The sequence below is a fragment of the Aeromonas sp. ANP5 genome, from assembly GCF_963870295.1.
GTDB classification, from domain to species: domain Bacteria; phylum Pseudomonadota; class Gammaproteobacteria; order Enterobacterales; family Aeromonadaceae; genus Aeromonas; species Aeromonas veronii.
Genome location: NZ_CAWMRY010000013.1, coordinates 68262 through 86642 on the forward strand (window position 1 = coordinate 68262; position 18381 = coordinate 86642).

Below are 18381 nucleotides of genomic sequence, written 5' to 3' on the forward strand. Positions count from 1 at the left end.
GCCCCGATTTGTTACCCTGTGCGCCCCCTGCTTGAGGTAACCCCTGTGCCACACTCTGACGCCATCCCCGCTTCCCGGCCATTTAACGACCAGCACGCCCACGTTCGAGCTGCCTTTGTGGCGCACCTCAAACCCGATGCTCACCTGCTCAATGGTCAGTGCGGTATGGGGGAGGATCTGTGCTGGCTGCGTGCAGAAGGGTATGTGGTCACCGCCTGTGAAGCGGTACTGGCTGACGCCAAAGTAGCCTCACAGCAATCCGGACAAGCGGTGCGGGTCTGCCCGCTGGCGAAGATGCACTCGGTGCTCCCTTACGATGGCATCTGGCTGAGCCGCCCGCTTGATAGCGACGTGGCCACTCTTGTCCCCCTGTTGCAACAGCTGGCGACCCTGCTCAAAGCGGGCGCTCCGCTCTGCTTCCCCCTGCAGCCAAGCGGCAAGATAAGTCACGCTCAGCTACAGCAACTGATCACCACATCCGGGATAGCGCTGCAACTGGCGCCGATGGAAACCGCCTCGACCAACACGCCATCATGCACAAGTCAACACGCCACCCAGTACGTCATGTTGCTGCGTGGCGATCATCAGGCCACCTAACGGGCTAATTCATCACGGATTTTCCCGTTCAACGCCAAGCCGACAGCTAGTCGGCGATATTGGCTTTCGACAATATTTAACTCGGCGTTAACGCAGAAAAGGCAGACATAACACGGCTTACGTGTTAAAAGGTGTGATTAATATCAAATTTTAATAACAAAACAGACAATACAACCAACTCCGGATTTCCTTATGAAACTTGTCCTGAAACTCATTGCTGGCATCCTTGCCGGTCTCTTGCTCGGTCTCTACGCCCCTGAGTGGGTGGCGCGCGTGCTGTTTACGGCCAAGACAGTGATAGGTCAGCTGATCACCTTCACCATTCCGCTCATCATTCTGTTCTTTATCATGAGCGGCATCGCCAGCCTGCCGAAAAACTCCGGCAAGCTGCTGGGAAAAACCGTGGCCCTCTCCTACTGCTCCACCATTCTGGCGGGGCTATTCGCCTTTACCGTGGCTAGCCACCTGATCCCGCAGTTCACCACCGCCGCCGAGCCCACCACGGCCACGGCCATCAAACTCGCCTCCTACGTCAATCTGGAGATCCCGCCGCTGTTTGGCGTGATGTCGGCACTGGCCGCCGCCTTCGTGTTCGGCATCGGCATCAGCGCCACCCAGGCCACCGATCTGCGCCGGGTCGCCGATCAGGGTCGTGACATCATCGACCGCCTGCTGGCCAAGGTGATCATCCCGCTGCTGCCGTTCTACATCGCCGGGGTCTTTGTCGAGATGACGGTAGAAGGCACCGTATTCGCCACCCTGAAAACCTTCGGCGTGGTACTGGTGATGGCGATCCTGATGCACTGGGTCTGGCTATCCGTGCTGTTCGTGGGTACCGGTCTGGCCCTTGGCCGCTCACCGACCCAGCTCATCAAGAACATGCTGCCCGCCTACTTTACCGCGCTGGGGACCATGTCGAGCGCCGCTACCATTCCGGTCGCCCTGCAATCGAGCAAGAACAACGGGGTGAGCGACGGCATCGCCAACTTTACTGTGCCCCTGTGCGCCACCATTCACCTCTGTGGCTCCACCATTACCCTGGTCACCTGTGCCACCGCGGTGATGTTCCTCTCCGAGCATCTGGCCGTTCCGGGCATCGAGACCATGCTCCCCTTCATCATGATGCTGGGGGTGATCATGATCGCCGCCCCGGGCGCCCCGGGTGGTGGCGTGATGTCGGCGCTGGGCCTGCTCACCTCCATGCTCGGTTTCGGTGAAGCCTCCATCGCCCTGATGATCGCCCTCTATCTGGCGCAAGACAGCTTCGGCACCGCCTGCAACGTCACCGGTGACGGCGTGATTGCCCTGTGGGCGGATCGCTTCGCCAACGGTAGCGAGAGCGCAGCTCCTGTGGCCGAGGCCGAACAGGCGTAAACTCGCCGGGATTGCCCGACCATCCTCTGCAAAACCGCAGGCCCGAACCATGTTCGGGCCTGCGTCGTTTCTGCCACCTTCACTGCTTTTGTACGTATTCCTCCTCCCTCTCTTTACCCCCCTCTGCCGTAAACAGCATTCGCGCAGCTCTCTACACCCGACAAAATTATTGGCATATGCTACATATGCGCGTATAAATGGCTTATGCCAATAAGGAGCCACCATGCCAAGACCCAAGATTGCCCGCCAGATCTGTGGCCGCCCCGCCAACAGCTGCTTCAAACCCAACGGCCGCCCCATGCATCAGCTGGAACAGGTCACGCTGGCCCCTGACGAGTTCGAGGCACTGCGCCTCGTCGACCTTCAAGGAATGCAGCAGCAGGAGGCCGCCCTGGTGATGGGGGTCTCCCGCCAGACCCTGGCCAATATCCTGAAAAAAGGGCGCTACAAGGTGGTGGAGTGTCTGAGTCTGGGCAAGGCATTGATGATGCAACCCGCCGAGCCCGACCACCCAACCAGTGGAGAAGAGCCGAAATGAATCCTGTCACAAACATCCCCTGCAACAGCGCCCTGATGCTGAGTCAGGGGTTGCTGGCTGGCCACTTTACCCGTGCCGAGCAGCTGCAAATTCTTAACCCCGAAGGGAACGTCATCGCCACCCTGGCCAATCCGGCCGCAGCCGAAGGCTGCCACGGCAAGCAAGCGCTGCTCGACGCCCTCGCCCACTATCAGGTGGGTCAGGTGGTGGTGCGCAATATCGGCGAGCGGATGCTGAGTCGCCTGCTGGCGGCCAATATCCGGGTGCTGCAGTGCCGCTCTGCCCGCCTGCCGCTGCCCGCGCTGCTGGCCCCCGCCAATCTGCAACCTCTCACCGAGGCCAGTCAGGGCCGCCCATCTCGTCGTCATCAGAGCAAGGCGACTATCCGTGCCATCCAGCCCGTCGGCGCAGGCCAGAGTCATAGCCATTGTCATGGTGGTTGCAACAGTGGCTCCGATCACTGTTGCGCCAGTGGTGGCAATCAGGCAGAGAGCTCACGACAAGGCCATACTTGTTGCCACGGCAGTGAGGGCGCAGACCAGCAGGGCGGTTGCTGCCATCATCTCTGATGCCATCGCCGTGCACGTCATCATCAAGGAGAAGAGATCATGTCCATCTGGTTGTTGAGCCTGCTCGCCTCGTTCGTGCTGATCCTGGCCATGGGCACCATCATCTGGTGGCGCCAATACCAGCTTGCCCAGAAACGGGAAGATAAAGAGGTGCGCCCCTGTGGCTGCTCCAGCGCCTGCGCGGATCACCTCTATCAGATCAGCGAGCCGACGCCCAAAAAGTAACCTGAGCGCAAACGCCATAGCCGCAGATAGAAGGTCGGCAAAATAAGGGCGCGTGGAATCGAGAGGCACATAAAAGAGAGGGGGCACCTGCTGGTGCCCCCTCTCTGTTTACTCCTCGCCATGCTTGAACCGCCTCTTTCCCCCCTTACGCTCATCACACGCGCTCAACCCGGCTCGGCGCCGCTGGCCGCCACGCTCGCAGAGCAGGCCGGATCCTGATACTGCTGATAGATGGCATAAAACTCGGCCTTGTTCTGCAGGGCTGCGGCAACGCAGGCGGGATCGAACTGGCTGCCGGCATGCTCCTCCAGATAGGCAAACGCCGTCTCGAACGGCCATGCCTTCTTGTAGGGGCGCTCGCTGGTCAGAGCATCGAACACATCGGCCACCGTCACGATGCGCGCCGCCAGCGGGATCGCCTCCCCCGCCAGCCCCAGCGGATAGCCGGTGCCGTCGAAGCGTTCGTGATGGCTGGCGATGATATTGGTCAGCATGTCGGTATGATGAATGCCATCGAGACCAAACTCGTTGATCATCAGGCTGATCATCTCCCGCCCCTTGCCGGGGTGGATCTTCATGATCTCGAACTCTTCCGGCGTCAGCTTGCCCGGCTTGAGCAAAATGGCGTCCGGCACCGCGATCTTGCCGATGTCGTGCAGCTCGGAGAAGAGGTAGATAAACTCCACCTCCTCATCGCTCAGCCCGCAAGTCGGGGCCAGCGTCTTGGCAATCAGCCGGGAGTAGGCCGACATCCGGTGCAGATGGTTGGCGGTCTCCTCATCCCGATAGCGGCTGAACTCCCGCGCCGTGGTCAACGCGCCGCCAAGGGTCTGGATGGAGAAAAACTCAACCGCAATGATGGCCGAGAGCGCCTGGGCATAGGCCGACAGCTCGCTGCGGATCGGCTCCTCGAAGTATCCCGGCTCCATAGCATCACAAAACAGAAAACCAAACAGCTTGCTGTTGAACAGCAGCGGCTCGGTATAGCTGGAGGCATAGCCCGCCTCCAGTACCTTGCGGCTGTGCTCCGACGCAGAGCCACGCAGGGCATCCAGATTGCCGAGCACCCGGGGCTGCTTGTGCTCCGCCAGATAACTCAGGGAGGGAACATCGCTCAGCTTCACCTCATATTGCACCAGTGGCGAGGGCCCCTCGGTGCTGTGGGCAAAGGTCTTGAGCTGATCGGTATGGGGATCGTAAATCGCGATGGCCACCCGACTCAGCTTGTCAAAGCGCTGCCTGAGCGTGGCATGTACGCTCTGCATTTTTTCGCCAAATGAACTTTCCATCGCCTTCTCCAACGGGTTCCCGTACCGGGAGTATAGTGACTCCCGGTGCTCTCCTCTCTGTCACCAAATCAATATTGAGAGGAAAATCAACAAAGCAGCGTCCCCACAACAAGCCCCCACGGCAGACGCAATAGCCCTATCAAGGGCGCGCCATCAACGACTGTTGGTGCGGCCCAATCTTGCCTGGTCGGAGATATTGTTCGGTTCTACCATGCTGGCTGTATAGTTTTTGGTTAACCATTCCGGTAAAATCCGCGCCCTTAAAGAAAAGCCACCTAAGAGTGATTGAGCGATGTCCAACACAAAACAGGCCCCCAAAGTAGGATTCGTCTCCTTGGGTTGCCCCAAAAACCTGGTCGATTCAGAACGCATCCTGACCCAGCTGCGTACCGAAGGGTACGATGTGGTGCCCAGCTATGACGATGCCGAGCTGGTCGTCGTCAACACCTGCGGCTTTATCGACAGCGCGGTGCAAGAGTCGCTGGAAGCGATCGGCGAAGCGCTGGCCGAGAACGGCAAGGTGATCGTCACCGGTTGCCTCGGCGCCAAAGAGAACCAGATCCGCGAGATCCACCCCAAGGTGCTCGAGATCACCGGCCCCCACGCCTATGAAGAGGTGCTGGGTCACGTCCACAAATATGTGGAGAAGCCGCAGCACAACCCCTTCACCAGTCTGGTACCAGCCCACGGCGTCAAGCTGACCCCGCGCCACTACGCCTATCTGAAGATTTCCGAAGGCTGCAACCACCGCTGCACCTTCTGCATCATCCCCTCCATGCGCGGGGATCTGGTGAGCCGCCCCATCGGCGACGTGCTGGCCGAAGCCAAGCGCCTGAAAGAGGCGGGCGTGAAGGAGCTGCTGGTGATCTCCCAGGACACCTCCGCCTACGGCGTCGATGTGAAACACCGCACCGGTTTCTACGACGGCATGCCGGTCAAGACCAGCATGGTCGCCCTGTGCGAAGAGCTGGCCAAGCTCGATATCTGGGTACGTCTGCACTACGTCTACCCCTACCCGCACGTAGATGACGTCATCCCGCTGATGCGCGATGGCAAGATCCTGCCCTACCTCGATATTCCGTTGCAGCACGCCAGCCCGCGCATCCTGAAACTGATGAAACGCCCGGGTACCGTCGAGCGCACCCTGGAGCGGATCCAGAAGTGGCGCGAAATCTGCCCGCAGATCACCCTGCGCTCCACCTTTATCGTTGGCTTCCCGGGCGAGACCGAGGAAGATTTCCAGATGCTGCTGGACTTTATCGACAAGGCGGAGCTGGATCGGGTCGGCTGCTTCAAATACAGCCCGGTCGAAGGGGCGCTGGCAAACGAGCTGCCGGATCCGGTACCGGAAGAGATTCAGGAAGAGCGCTTCCAGCGCTTTATGGAGCTGCAACAGCAGGTCTCCATCCGCAAGCTGGCCCGCAAAGTGGGTCAGGAGATGACCGTTATCATCGACGAGGTGGATGAAGAGGGTGCCACTGGCCGCTCCTTCGCCGATGCGCCGGAGATCGATGGTCTGGTCTACCTCAACGGCGAAACCGGCCTCAAGCCGGGCGACATGGTCAAGGTACGGATCGACGAATCCGACGAATATGACCTGTGGGCCAGCCTGATCAGCTAATTGAGGCTCTACCAGCCAAATGAAAAAAGCGCCTGCGGGCGCTTTTTTATTGCTTGAATGACACAGGCAAAACCGCTGGCCTAGCTCAAATCATGGAGCGCCTTGCCAAGGGGCGGCGTGAGGCGCAGGTCAGAGAAGCGCACCGCCAGCCCTTGCCGCTCCGGCGTGCAGCACATCACCCCGATAAAGCTGCGCTCGCTTGGCAGGAACGGGGCGAGGCGCAGCAGCGGCCACACCTTGCCATCGGTGGAGTATTGCAGGCGCAGACAGTCCGCCAGCCGGGTCAGCCGCAGCCAGAAGCGGCGCGGATTGCCGGGGAAAATGCCGGTGGCCCAGTCAGAGCGCGGATTGGTCAGCACGCTGCCGATCATCGGCTGGGCATCGTTGTACTCGATGCCCGCTTTCAGCCAGTGCACCTCGTCTTGCAGCAGCATCAGCCCCGCCTGATCGTAGAGGGTGGTGAACTCCCCCTCGACGCAGACCTGAAAGGTAAACTCACCCGCCACCTCGCAGCCATACACATGGCCGCTGTGGCGCTCGAAGCCGTACCAGGTGCTGCGCCAAAAATCGGTCTGCCGGTCTGTTACCACCTGCAAACCGTCGTCTGTCTGGCGCCACTCGGCCGGTTCATTGAGCCAGCGCCACTGCGTCCCTTCCATCATCTCGTTTAACTCCTGTTGTCTCGCCAACTTTGCCTCCAGCGGCCACCAGCCGCTTAATTGCCCTGCTTGAAGAGGATGGCGGTAAAGTGGCTCTCTTTGGTGCGCGGGAAGTAGCGATCCTTGTAGCACTGCTTCTCACTGCTCTCGCAATGTACCCCGTTGCTCAGGGTGTAGCTGCCAGGATCGGCCCCCTGCAGGTTCTTCTGCAAACGGCTGGCCGCCTGCTCCCCGAGATGGGCGCGGGTCAGGCCGATAGAGATCCCCTGCGGGTTGGCGCAATAGCCGCCTTTCTTGTCGCACACCACCTTGGCTGCGGGAGAGAACACGGCCGGAGCTGCGTGAACGCCCCCGATTAGCAGCAGCGCCACCAGCGCAGCCGAACGTTTGAACATCTTGCTACCTTGATAAACCTTGCAAATCAGGGCGTTAATTTATCACTCTGCTTCCGTGATGGCCAATTGCCAGCCGCCCTATCAGCCGGTTACCGCGCAAAGCCCACATAGAGGCTTGGCGCCAAGCGGGCCGCCACCGCTGCGGGGCTGGCTTATCGGGGGGCGAACATGTGTAATAGCCGCCTGTACAAGTCAGTCAAAGAGTCCACCATGCAACTCAAACCCCTTCTCAAGGGGCGCTTTCAGCCCCACTGGCAGGCCAGCCACGATCTTATCGAACAGGTGGTCATCTCCTGCGTCACGGAGCGGCGCCTGATCCCCGAGGGGGAATCCCTGATGCGTCAGGGGGAGCTATTGCGGGATCTGGTGCTGGTGCCAAGCGGCCGCATCGCCATGGGCCACACCGCCATGAATGGCCGCCGCTTTCAGCTCGGCACCCTTGAGTGCGACAACCAGCTCTTTGGCGAGATGGAGTTCTTCACCGGCTACCGCTGCCAGCTCGACATCATCGCCGAGGAGCCGCTGGAAGTGGCCCGCATCGACGGCGAGCAGCTGGAACAGGCGCTGGTCGCCCACCCCAAGGTGGCGCTCTTCTTTGCCACCGCCATTGCCATCGACTATCAGGACACGGTGGATATCTTCACCTGCCGGATGCTCTACCCCATCAGCTACAACATCGCCCTCGACCTCTATCACAGCCACTGCCACGACAACCCGGTGAGCGGCTTTCGCAAGGGGTATCAGGAGGCGGAACGCTTCGGCACGACCGACCGGGTCTACCGGCGGGCGGTGAAAGAGCTGATGGACAAGGGACTGGTGGCGCGCGGCGAAGAGGGGTTGCAGATCCGCGATCTGGCGGGGCTCAAGGCCTTTCTGGAGCAGCCATAAGTCGCGGGTATCAGTCGCCGCCTGAACAGCAACAAGCGAAACAGCAACAAAAAAGAGGGGCGGTTTATACCGCCCCTCTTGCTGTTTACTCTCCCGCTCAGGCGAGACAAGGCTGGGGCCGGGCCATGCGCAGCGACGCTACCAGCATGGCGAGGATCACGCCGTAGATAAGCGGGATGGCGTACATCACCGCCTGCAGACCGATCACCTGCTCCAGCAGGGCGCTGATAGCCGGGCTGAACATGGCCCCCGCGCTGCCGCTGATAAGGATGTAGGAGACGTTCTTGCTCGATGCCTGCCGTACAAACGACACCCCGTAGGCGATAAAGGCGTTGTAGAGCGCGGCGCAGACAAAGCCGTAACCGTAGGTGAGGTATGGCAGCTGGCTCAGGTTGTCGGTGGTGACGATAAGCGCCGTCATCCCCATCGCCAGCGTGATGATCACCAAGAGGAAGGTGCGGATCGCAACGCGGGTCACGATAGCGGTCGAGACCAGCGCGCCGAGCAGGGCCGCCGTCCAGTACTGGGTGATGATATTGCCCGCCTCCTCGAAGGGGATGCCGAACTTGTTCTTCACGAACATGGGCGCCCAGGTAAGGAAGGTGTAGAGCGCCAGCATGCCGAGAAAGAGCCCCAGCCCGCCGCTGATGATGCCGAGGTTCCACTCCGAGTGCTCGTTGCCGGCGCTCTCGCCGCCCGCCTCGCAGCTACGGAAGTTGGTCAGCACCGCCACCAGCATGGTCGCCAGCGCCACCACACCCACCGCCAGATAGCTCCAGCTCCACGCCATGGCGTGAGTCAGGGTGTAGGTGGTGATAAGCGGGAAGACCACCCCGGCCACGTTGAAGGTGGCATCCTGCACCACCAGCATGGTGCTCTGCATCCGCGCCTGCCAGACGCTCACCACCAGCGTCCCCGCAATGCAGAGCCCCACCCCGCCGCACAGGCCAATCACCGTCATGGCCGCCATCACCACATAGAGCGAGCCGGTCAGATGGAGCGAGGCCGCCGCCAGCGCGATCAGGCCGTAGCAGATCAGCGTCATCCGCTTGAGGCCCACCTTCTCGATGAGGAAGAAGGCGGCAATGGTGCCCGCCAGCGCTCCGCCGTTGAGCAGGGAGAAGATGGAGGCCACCTGATTGACGTCGGCGCCGAACTTGGCGGCGATGGGGTCGATCAGCATGCCGAACTGGGTCGCAAAACCGGCCATCACGAAGTTGGCCAAGAAGCTGATGGCAGTGAGGGAGAGCTTATTGTTCATATTGGATCTCTCATAAGGTCAGGGTGCGTGCAGGGTTGGGCGGGGCTGCGGCGCTTACAGCGCGGTGTGCAGCGCCAGCTCGATCATCTGGTTGAAGGAGAGCTGCCGCTCTTCGGCCGTGGTCTCTTCACCGGTCAGGCAGTGGTCGGAGACAGTCAGGATGGCGAGCGCCTCGATCCCCTGCTGATGGGCCAGCCCGTAGAGACCGGCCACCTCCATGTCGATGCCGAGCACGCCGAACTTCTCCAGCGCCGGAATGAGGTTTTCGTCCGGATCGTAATAGAGGTCGCCGGTGAAGATATTGCCCACCTTGACCGGAATCGCCTTCTCCTGCGCCTTGGTAAAGGCCTTGTGTAGCAGAGCGAAGTCGGCCGAGGTGGCCATCTGGTAACCGGCGCTGCGCTTGGCGTTGGTCGGGGAGTCGGTGCCCGCCGCCTGCGCCAGAATGACGTCACGCATCTGCACGTGGCGCTGGGTCGCCCCCAGACTGCCGATGCGGATGATCCGCTTGACCCCGAAGTCGTTCACCAGCTCGTGGGCGTAGAGCACCATGGAGGGGATCCCCATGCCGTGGCCCATCACCGAGATGCGCTGGCCGTTGTAGTAGCCGGTGTAGCCCAGCATATTGCGCACATTGGTCACCTCGCGCGCATCGGTCAGAAAGGTCTCGGCGATATAGCGGGCCCGCAGCGGGTCCCCCGGCATGATGACGGTCTCGGCGAAATCGCCCGGGTTGGCATTGATATGAGCGGTCATTATTGTTGTGCTCCAGTTTGACTCGTGTGGATGAGGGCATCCTAGCCCCCGCCCCCTCGCCCCTTGCAGGACAAAAGTCCTGTTGCCCCGATCGAGATCCCAGTTCCGGCAACTTCTCAAGAGCCGCCCCCACGAGCCCCCTTAGCCGCCGCTTGTCTGCCCCCGCACACCCCACCCCAACCCAGCCCTGCCCCTGCGGCAAGCGAGCCGTCACTCGCCCAGCGATAACGCCCCAGCACCCCAAAAAGCGCGGGGGGCCTGATGGCCCCCCGCAAACACACCGGATGAGAAAATGCCTTACTTGGCGGCGCTATCCTTCACGCACTTCTGGACAAAGCTGTTCTTGGCCGCGCCAGCCAGCTTCTTGTCGGCCGCCGCCTTCTCGCACTTGGCCGCCGGATCCATCGCCGCGCCCGTCTTCACGCACTTCTGGATAAAGCTGTTCTTGGCCGCACCGGCCAGCTTCTTGTCGGCAGCCGCCTTCTCGCACTCGCTGCTCGCTGCGCCAGCGGCATCTTTCACGCACTTACCGACAAAGCTGGTTTTGGCGGCGCCATTAAGCTTTTTGGCCGCGGCCTGCGCCTCGCACTGCAACTGGGCTGCGTCGTTGGCAAAGACCGGATTGGCCAGCAGCACGCTGCCGCAGAGCAGGCCGAACAGGATGGTACGCTTCATGGGAGATCTCCTCTCTATCTGGTGATGTGTTTGCATGGTCATATTTGCATGACGATGTGTTGCAAATGGCTGTGATTGCAACAGCTGATTGTTGCCGCAGATCCCCCGCCTCGCCACCCTGGGACACGGAGCACAGGGCAACCATCGCCCGCACTATAGCGCCGATTGGCGGAGCGGGATTGCCCCCGCCAACCCCTCCTTAGCGGCAAGCCAGCCCCCCAATTCCAACCCACACCCGCCAACCCCAATAAAATCAAGGGCCATGGGAATCCGGTGCCCGATCAGGGCGATTTGTTGAGCCAGCGCAAAAAATCAGTCATTACTGATACTTACGTCATTTTTTGACTGGTACGGCCAGATTCGATTGGCTTAACATATCCATCCGGTGCCTATTCATCCGCGATGGGCTGCTGCCCCCGCTGGTTAATGGAGCATTTTGGAAGCTGTAATCCACGGGCGGTAGCGTGGGTTTTGAACAGTGATTGATGAAGTTCGTAGGTTGGCGCTGAGCGCAGCGAAGCCCAACATGCGAGCCCTCGGTCAGTTGGTGGCCATTCGGTGCAACCGAACAGACTGGATATTTCCGGAAAGGAGAACCATGCGCTATCGCCGAGCAACAACCAGTGGGGCATGTTGGTTCTTCACCGTCAACTTGGCTGACCGAAAGCAGGATCTGCTGGTACGTCATATCGACCTGCTGCGTGAAGTGCTCCGCCACGTCAAACAGCAACACCCCTTCGAGATTATTACCATGGTGGTGATGCCGGATCATCTCCATGCCATATGGCAACTACCGCCGGGTGACAGTGGCTATCCCATGCGCTGGTCTCTGATCAAGGCAGGCTTTTCACGGGGCATTGCCAAAACAGAGCGGATACGAGAGAGCCGACTCAGAAAACGGGAACGAGGTATCTGGCAACGCCGTTATTGGGAGCATCTGATCCGGGATGACAAGGATCTGCAAGCCCATGTCGATTACATCCATTTCAATCCGGTCAAACATGGTTATTGTGCCAAACCTGTCGATTGGCCTTACTCCTCCATTCATCGCCATATCGCCGCAGGATGGATAGGGTCAGATTGGGCCATTAATAGTGATTCGGGTCGGGAATAATCGGCTTGGGATTTGTTGTAGGTTGGCGCTGAGCGCAGCGAAGCCCAACAAATGGGAGATATGATTTCCCAAACAAGATGAATTTTGAACATATAAAATCAAAAACCGAATTTAGCTTTCTCGGTCAACGTTGGGCTTCACTTCGTTCAGCACCAACCTACGAGATTTAGCCCAACATACGGGCTGGTTTTCACGAGGAAATGATGGATTTAAGAAAAATATTTGAATCAGTTAGCCTTGGGCTAACTGCTAAGTTTCAGCAAAGTGTGCAAATAAATCATCATGGTGGCAAAGGTGACAATAGAGAAGATGCATTTGTAGATTTTCTTCGTGATTACTTACCAAACAAATACGGCACAGGAAGAGGGGAAGTAATATCATCTAATAATGATGTAAGTGGAGAGCTTGATATTGTTATATATGATAAAGATCATTGCCCTTTGTTTCTCAAGTCACAATCACACTCTCTCTACCCAATCGAAAGTGTCTTCGGCGCAATAAGTATGAAGTCTCATTTGGATAGTGCAGAGCTGAAAGATGCATATCAAAATATTGTTAGCTTAAAGAAAATCGCTTCTAAACAAAATTTCTCACATAGCCCGAATCCAGGCATGCAAGTGGGTTTAGCACCAGTTACCCCTGTGACTGCGATTTTCGCATATGCTGCAAATCGCAGCCTTTCGGCAATCGCGAAACAAGTTAAAGAGCTCGATGGTCAATTAGAAGACATAAGCTTGAGACCAGACTTTGTGGTGGTTTTAGGACTAGGGATAGTCGGTCCGTCAGGAAAATTGAGGAACAATTTTAATAAATATACTTTACCCGAGTCTGTTGATGAGGTGGCAAATGAACGTAAAACAGGTCGCCACACTTTACTTCGGTTCTATATGCAACTCTTAGATGAGCTAAATACAATTACTCAGAAACCATTAGACCTTCATTCGTATTTTGAAATGCCGTCAAAGGTCGGCGAGTTCAAAGTTAGGAAACATGACCGACTTATGATTAGAAAGGTAGATGAAGGCTCGGAGAGTTCAGTAAAACGCTTAACGAAGAAGTTTATCGAGAAAATTGTTGCTGAATCAAAACCAGTAACTTTGAAGCAGCATTTTATTAATCACCTTGGGGCCTTACCCATTGGCGCTGAAAAAATTTACGATTTGAGTTCTACTGTCTATGAATACAACCCTTTGAAAAAACCATCACTTCAAGTTGTGTGGGATGAAAATGGACTACCGACTGGAGACAAGCAAACTTTTCAGCCTTACGGTATAGAAATAGACGGAAAACGATATGCTGTGGACATGGGTGATCTTAGTGAATCCGATTTTGAAGATAACCCTGACTTTACAGTTGATGAATTAATGTCAAGGTGAAAATATTTCAAATATTCTGGGATACCCACCATTTACACACTCGCTGATCCAGCTTTACCAACTCAGAAATAAAAATCCCCCGTTACCGGGGGTTTTTTATTTCTATCGGTTAGCTCGCGGCCAAGGCTCAAGCCAGCAGAAACGCTCTTAACCGGGCAAACTCCGCAGGCAAATTAACGGAGAGCAGCGGCAGGTCGGCGTGTTTAGCGAGCGGGCCGGGCAGCGGTACATCGAGATTGAGGATCTCGTCTACCGACTCCTTGAACTTGGCCGGATGGGCGGTGCAGAGGAACACCCCCACTTCGTCCTCGGCCAGCTGTTCCCCCAGCAAATCCCAGGCAATGGCGCCGTGGGGCTCGCACAGGTAATCCAGCTGGTGCAGCCGTTTCAGGGCAGCGCGAGTCTGGGCGTCGTCACGCATGCCGGAACCTAAGGTCTCCAGCGCCCAGCCCTTGCGACGGCACAGCTCTTCTACCCGTGGCCAGTTGTTGGGGCGGCTGACATCCATGGCATTCGACAGGGTGGCCACTGTCTGGTGCGGCTCCCACTGACCGGTTTTCAGGTAGCGCGGCACGGTGTCGTTGGCGTTGGTGGCGGCGATAAAGCGCTTCACCGGCAGCCCCAGCGCCTTGGCAATCAGGCCCGCAGTGAGGTTGCCAAAGTTGCCGGACGGCACGCTGATCACCGCCTTGGCACGATCGGCTTTCGGCAGCTGGGCTACCGCTTCGAAGTAGTAGCAAACCTGCGCCAGCAGACGGCTGATATTGATGGAGTTGGCGGAGTTGAGGCCAATCGCCTTTTTCAGCGCCTCGTCGTCAAAGGCCTGTTTTACCAGCGCCTGACAGGCATCGAAGTCGCCGTCGATGGCGATGGTGCGGATATTGCCGCCGAGGGTGCAGAAGAGCTTCTCCTGCAAGGGGCTGATCTTGCCCTTGGGATAGAGGATCACCACCTCGATCCCCTCCAGCCCGTAGAAGGCGTGGGCCACGGCGGCGCCGGTATCGCCGGAGGTGGCGGTGAGGATGGTGATCTTGTCATTTGTTCTGAACGCCGCAAGGCACTGGGCCATAAAGCGACCGCCGAAGTCCTTGAATGCCAGGGTCGGGCCGTGGAACAGCTCAAGGGCATAGGTGCCGTCTTTCAATTTGACCAGCGGCGCCGGGAAGGTGAAGGCGGCGTTGACAAGCTCGCTCACTTTCGCTGCGGGCACTTCGTTCCCCAACAGGTGGCTCAGGATGCGGGCGGAGCGTTCGGCCAGCGGCAGATCCAGCAGGGCATCCACATCGGCCAGCGGTTCGAGTTGTTCGGGGAAGAAGAGCCCCTGTTCGCGACCCAAGCCCTGACGCACCGCCTGCGCAAAGCTCACCTGTTCGCTGTTGTCCTTGATGTTGTAGAGATTCATAGCTCGCTTCCTGTTACCCGTGCCCCGGCCATGTCCAGTTTGCAGACCCGGGCAAATCCATCTTCGTTCTGCACGAAATGTGCTTCCATCCAATCTTTCATTCGCTCGGCCTGCGCCAGATCCTTCATCACCACAAACACGGTGGGGCCGGAGCCGGAGATGCCGGTAGCCAGCGCCCCGTTCTGGGCCGCCTGGGCACGCACCTCGGCAAAGCCTTCGATCAGCGCCGCGCGGTAGGGTTCGGCAATCACGTCTTTCAATACGCTGGCAGCCAATCCCTCCTGCCCGGTGTAGCTGGCGTGGACAAAGGCGGCCAGGCGACGGCCGTAGGTGAGGCAATCCTGACGGCGATATTGGGCCGGCAGAATGGCGCGGGCAGCGGCGGTCGAGACCACGGTACCCGGGTAGCAGACCACCCAGTACCACTGATCAAACACCGGAATACCCTGACTGATAACGCCGTGCTCTTCCAGCACCAACTGCATGCCGCCCAGATAACAGGGGGCCACGTTGTCGTAGTGAACAGAGCCGGAGATCTTGCCCTCCATCTCCCCCATCAGCAGCAGCATGTCGTGTTCATTAAGCGGCGCTCCGTGAAAGGCGTTGAGCCCTTCAAGGGCCGCCACCACGCTGCAGGCGCTGGAACCCAAACCCGAGCCCACCGGCAGGTTCTTCTCCAGCACCATCTCGAGCGGCTGGAGTTTAAGGCCGCGCTTCTCCAGCGCCTCGCCATAGGCCACCCAGCAGTCATGGAGGATATTCTTTTTCGGATCGTCCGGCAGCTTATGGGCGTAGCGGCCCACGGATGAGAGGGCGAACGGCACGTCAGCCGCTTTTACCTGCACCCGATCGCCGAGCAAAGAGCCATCCACGGGGGCGAGCGCCGCCCCCAGTACATCGAATCCCACGCTCAGGTTGGCGCTGGAGGCGGGGGCGTAGGCGACGACGCTGCCGCCTTCAGTCATATAAGAGGGGTACATGTCTGAACTCATGCTTACAACTCCTGCTTCCAGTTCTGGGTGCGCAGCACGTCGGCAAAGACGCCCGCCGCAGTCACTTCGGTACCGGCGCCATAGCCGCGCAGCACCAGCGGGATCGGCTGGTAGTAGGTGGAGAAGAAGGCGAGCGCGTTCTCCCCGTCTTTGACCTTGAACAGCGGCTCGTCGGCACCGACCGCCTTGATGGCGACCTTGCACTTGCCACCCTCAATCGACCCCACATAGCGCAGCACCTTGCCTTCACGCTGGGCGGCGGCGAACTGGTCGCGGAACCAGCCGTCCGCTTCGGGCAGACGGGCCATAAAGGCTTCTACATCGCCACTGACGTCAAAGCCCGGCGGCAGCGCCTGCTCGACTTCCACATCGGAGAGTTCCAGCGCCATGCCGGCTTCGCGGGCCAGAATGAGCAGCTTGCGCGCCACATCCATGCCGTTCAGATCGTCGCGGGGATCCGGCTCGGTAAAGTCGTTGCCGCGGGCGATCTTGGTCGCCTCGGAGAAGGCCATCCCCTCGTCCAGCTTGCCGAAGATAAAGGAGAGCGAACCGGAGAGGATGCCGTCGAAGGCACGCAGCTTGTCACCGGCCATGATGAGGTTCTGCAAGTTCTCGATAACCGGCAGGCCAGCACCCACGTTGGTCTCGTACAGGAACTTGCGGCGAGTCTGGCGGGCGGTGCGGCGCAGCGCCTTGTAGTAATCGAGCGAGCCGGTGTTGGCCTTCTTGTTGGGAGTAACCACATGGAAACCGGCAGCGAGGAAGTCGGCATACTGGACGGCCACCGCCTCGGAGGAGGTGCAGTCAACGATCACCGGGTTGATGATGTGGCTATCTTCCACCAGCTTTTTCACCCCTTCCAGCGAGAAGCTGTCACGGGCTTCCGCCAACTGTTCGCGCCAGTTGGCGAGGTTCAGGCCATCCTTGTTGACCGCCATCTGGCGGCTGTTGGCGATGCCGACCACGCGAAGGCCAGTGCCCTGCTCGGCCAGTACCGGTTGCTGGCGGGCAATCTGATCTACCAGCGCGGCACCGACGCCGCCGACCCCGACCACAAAGAGATCGATAAACTGCTGGCTGCCAAAGAAGTTCTGGTGGCACGCCTTGATGGCTTCCGCCACCTTGCGATCCCGCACCACCGCGGAGATGGAGCGCTCGCTAGAGCCCTGCGCGATAGCGACGATATTGATGGAGGCTTGCGCCAGCGAGGTGAAGAAGCGGGCCGCCATCCCCTTGCTGGTGCGCATGCCGTCACCGATCAGGGAGATGATCGCCAGATCGCTGATGATATCCAGCGGCTCCAGCAGCTGGTTTTTGAATTCGAGCTCGAACTCGCGCTCCAGCGCCTTGCGAGTCTTATCCTGGTCGTAGCTGTGGATACAGAAGCTGACGCTGTACTCGGAGGATGACTGGGTGATCAGCACGATACTGACCCCGGCGCGGGAGACGGCGGAGAAGATGCGACCGGCCATGCCGACCATCCCCTTCATGCCGGGGCCGGAGACGTTGAACATGCACATGCCGGAGAGATCCGAGATGGCCTTCACTTTCAGGTCATCGTCGCCGCTCTCGGGGCCGATCAGGGTGCCCGGCCCTTGCGGGTTGAAGCTGTTCTTGATGAGGCAGGGAATATGGAACTGGGCCACCGGCGCGATGGTTTTCGGGTGCAGCACCTTGGCGCCGAAGTAGGAGAGCTCCATCGCCTCCTTGTAGGAGAGGGTTTTCAGCAGGTAGGCATCCGGCACCAGACGGGGGTCGCAGCTGTAGCAGCCTTCGACGTCAGTCCAGATCTCGCAGCACTCGGCATCGACACAGGCAGCCAAGACGGCGGCGGAGTAGTCGGAGCCGTTGCGGCCCAGCAGCACGGTCTCGCCCTTGTCGCTGCCGCCGGTAAAGCCCGGCATCAGGTAAAGACAGTCGCTACGCAGCCCCTTGGCGGCAAAGCGCAGGCGGGAGGCTTCGATATCGACATGGGCTTCCAGATAGCCGCCGTCGGTGACCAGCAGCTCTTCCGGTACGATCAGCTCCAGATCCAGACCGCGCACCCGCAGCAGTTCGTGCATAAAGGCGATGGAGAGGTTCTCGCCACGGCTCAGAATGCGCGCCTGCACGTTGTCCGGGCAGAGGCCCAGCAGACGGATGCCCTGCATCAGGCGCTCCACCTGATCCAGCTCGGCGGTGAGGCGGGCCAGCAGCGCCTTGTCATCGAGCGCCGGATAGGCCGCCTTCAACCCGGCCAGCAGGCGGGAGAAGATGCCGTTGACTTCAAACAGGGTGGAACTGGCATCCATGCCACGGCTGGTCTGCTCCACCAGCGCCACCAGATGATTGGTCACCTTGGCAGGTGCAGAGAGCACCAGGGCTACCTGAGATTGGCCGTGGGTGTTGACCGCGATATCGGCCACCCGTAAAAAACGCTCTGCATCGGCCAGTGAAGACCCGCCAAATTTCAACACTCTCATCGCTTTCTCTCCCTGTAAATCTATGAAATTCAATCTAAAAACCAATCCAACAAAAAGGCCCGTACTGGGTGGGTACGGGCCTTTTCTGATTTCTGTGCTTGTTCGTCAGCGCATCAACCGGCCCCAGTGCCACCTGTGGTGGTACCGGTAATAATGGTGGTGGTGATGACGTTGGTGAATAACTGCAT

Annotated in this window: 18 protein-coding genes; 9 read left to right on the plus strand and 9 right to left on the minus strand. The window is 59.2% G+C overall.

Annotation, left to right across the window (positions count from 1 at the left end; translation table 11 throughout):
- Window positions 1-45: 45 nt before the first annotated feature.
- The 5 genes from AACT07_RS09655 (at window position 46) to AACT07_RS09675 (ending at window position 3303) form a co-directional block, all read left to right on the plus strand.
- Window positions 46-597, plus strand: a complete 552-nt coding sequence (locus AACT07_RS09655) for a hypothetical protein (protein WP_069527469.1) — start codon at window positions 46-48, stop codon at window positions 595-597.
- Between the two features lie 192 nt (window positions 598-789).
- Window positions 790-1971, plus strand: coding sequence for a dicarboxylate/amino acid:cation symporter (locus AACT07_RS09660; RefSeq protein WP_069527471.1), 1182 nt, complete (start codon window positions 790-792; stop codon window positions 1969-1971).
- 223 nt (window positions 1972-2194) lie between these two features.
- A complete protein-coding gene (locus AACT07_RS09665; protein ID WP_069527472.1) occupies window positions 2195-2509 on the plus strand; it encodes a DUF134 domain-containing protein in 315 nt (104 codons plus the stop codon).
- On the plus strand, window positions 2506-3078 hold the full coding sequence (locus AACT07_RS09670) for a NifB/NifX family molybdenum-iron cluster-binding protein (protein WP_069527473.1): 573 nt from the start codon (window positions 2506-2508) through the stop codon (window positions 3076-3078). Before AACT07_RS09665 ends, AACT07_RS09670 begins: the two co-directional genes overlap by 4 nt.
- Window positions 3079-3117: 39 nt before the next feature.
- Complete coding sequence (locus tag AACT07_RS09675; RefSeq protein WP_005338109.1) at window positions 3118-3303, plus strand: hypothetical protein; 186 nt, start codon at window positions 3118-3120, stop codon at window positions 3301-3303.
- Between the two features lie 164 nt (window positions 3304-3467).
- Here AACT07_RS09675 and AACT07_RS09680 read toward each other — a convergent pair whose 3' ends face one another.
- The gene (locus AACT07_RS09680) at window positions 3468-4592 is read right to left on the minus strand and encodes an HD domain-containing phosphohydrolase (RefSeq protein WP_069527474.1); all 1125 of its coding nucleotides are present in this window, start codon (window positions 4590-4592) and stop codon (window positions 3468-3470) included.
- 292 nt (window positions 4593-4884) lie between these two features.
- Here AACT07_RS09680 and rimO point away from each other — a divergent pair, with 292 nt between their 5' ends.
- Window positions 4885-6213: a 30S ribosomal protein S12 methylthiotransferase RimO gene (rimO, locus tag AACT07_RS09685; RefSeq protein WP_069527475.1), complete on the plus strand. Its 1329-nt coding sequence runs from the start codon at window positions 4885-4887 to the stop codon at window positions 6211-6213.
- A gap of 80 nt (window positions 6214-6293) precedes the next feature.
- Here the strand turns inward: rimO and AACT07_RS09690 are convergent, their stop codons facing one another.
- Complete coding sequence (locus AACT07_RS09690) at window positions 6294-6875, minus strand: DUF1349 domain-containing protein (protein WP_069527480.1); 582 nt, start codon at window positions 6873-6875, stop codon at window positions 6294-6296.
- Window positions 6876-6928: 53 nt separating this feature from the next.
- Entirely contained in the window at window positions 6929-7267 is a 339-nt protein-coding gene (locus tag AACT07_RS09695) for a YcgJ family protein (RefSeq protein ID WP_069527482.1), read from the minus strand.
- Window positions 7268-7477: 210 nt separating this feature from the next.
- Here AACT07_RS09695 and AACT07_RS09700 point away from each other — a divergent pair, with 210 nt between their 5' ends.
- Window positions 7478-8155 (plus strand): Crp/Fnr family transcriptional regulator, encoded by a 678-nt coding sequence (locus AACT07_RS09700; protein ID WP_069527483.1) that lies wholly within the window; start codon window positions 7478-7480, stop codon window positions 8153-8155.
- 97 nt (window positions 8156-8252) lie between these two features.
- Here the strand turns inward: AACT07_RS09700 and tsgA are convergent, their stop codons facing one another.
- The 3 genes from tsgA to AACT07_RS09715 all read right to left on the minus strand — a co-directional run bounded on the left by tsgA (window position 8253) and on the right by AACT07_RS09715 (window position 10847).
- Window positions 8253-9416 carry an MFS transporter TsgA gene (tsgA, locus tag AACT07_RS09705; protein WP_069527484.1) on the minus strand — a complete coding sequence of 388 codons (1164 nt, stop codon included), beginning with the start codon at window positions 9414-9416 and terminating at the stop codon, window positions 8253-8255.
- A gap of 54 nt (window positions 9417-9470) precedes the next feature.
- Complete coding sequence (gene deoD, locus AACT07_RS09710) at window positions 9471-10172, minus strand: purine-nucleoside phosphorylase (RefSeq protein WP_005303072.1); 702 nt, start codon at window positions 10170-10172, stop codon at window positions 9471-9473.
- A gap of 297 nt (window positions 10173-10469) precedes the next feature.
- Window positions 10470-10847 (minus strand): hypothetical protein, encoded by a 378-nt coding sequence (locus tag AACT07_RS09715; protein WP_069527485.1) that lies wholly within the window; start codon window positions 10845-10847, stop codon window positions 10470-10472.
- A 598-nt stretch (window positions 10848-11445) separates the two neighbouring features.
- Here AACT07_RS09715 and AACT07_RS09720 point away from each other — a divergent pair.
- Together AACT07_RS09720 and AACT07_RS09725 are read left to right on the plus strand one after the other, a co-directional pair.
- Complete coding sequence (locus AACT07_RS09720; RefSeq protein WP_069527487.1) at window positions 11446-11961, plus strand: REP-associated tyrosine transposase; 516 nt, start codon at window positions 11446-11448, stop codon at window positions 11959-11961.
- Window positions 11962-12161: 200 nt separating this feature from the next.
- Complete coding sequence (locus AACT07_RS09725) at window positions 12162-13337, plus strand: DUF6602 domain-containing protein (RefSeq protein WP_139123787.1); 1176 nt, start codon at window positions 12162-12164, stop codon at window positions 13335-13337.
- A 127-nt stretch (window positions 13338-13464) separates the two neighbouring features.
- Here AACT07_RS09725 and thrC read toward each other — a convergent pair whose 3' ends face one another.
- Genes thrC through thrA form a run of 3 tightly spaced genes read right to left on the minus strand, consistent with a single transcriptional unit; the run spans window position 13465 to window position 18193 of the window.
- The gene (gene thrC, locus AACT07_RS09730) at window positions 13465-14739 is read right to left on the minus strand and encodes a threonine synthase (RefSeq protein WP_069527488.1); all 1275 of its coding nucleotides are present in this window, start codon (window positions 14737-14739) and stop codon (window positions 13465-13467) included.
- A complete protein-coding gene (thrB, locus tag AACT07_RS09735) occupies window positions 14736-15731 on the minus strand; it encodes a homoserine kinase (protein ID WP_069527490.1) in 996 nt (331 codons plus the stop codon). Before thrB ends, thrC begins: the two co-directional genes overlap by 4 nt.
- 2 nt (window positions 15732-15733) lie before the next feature.
- On the minus strand, window positions 15734-18193 hold the full coding sequence (gene thrA, locus AACT07_RS09740) for a bifunctional aspartate kinase/homoserine dehydrogenase I (protein WP_069527491.1): 2460 nt from the start codon (window positions 18191-18193) through the stop codon (window positions 15734-15736).
- Window positions 18194-18381: the final 188 nt, after the last annotated feature.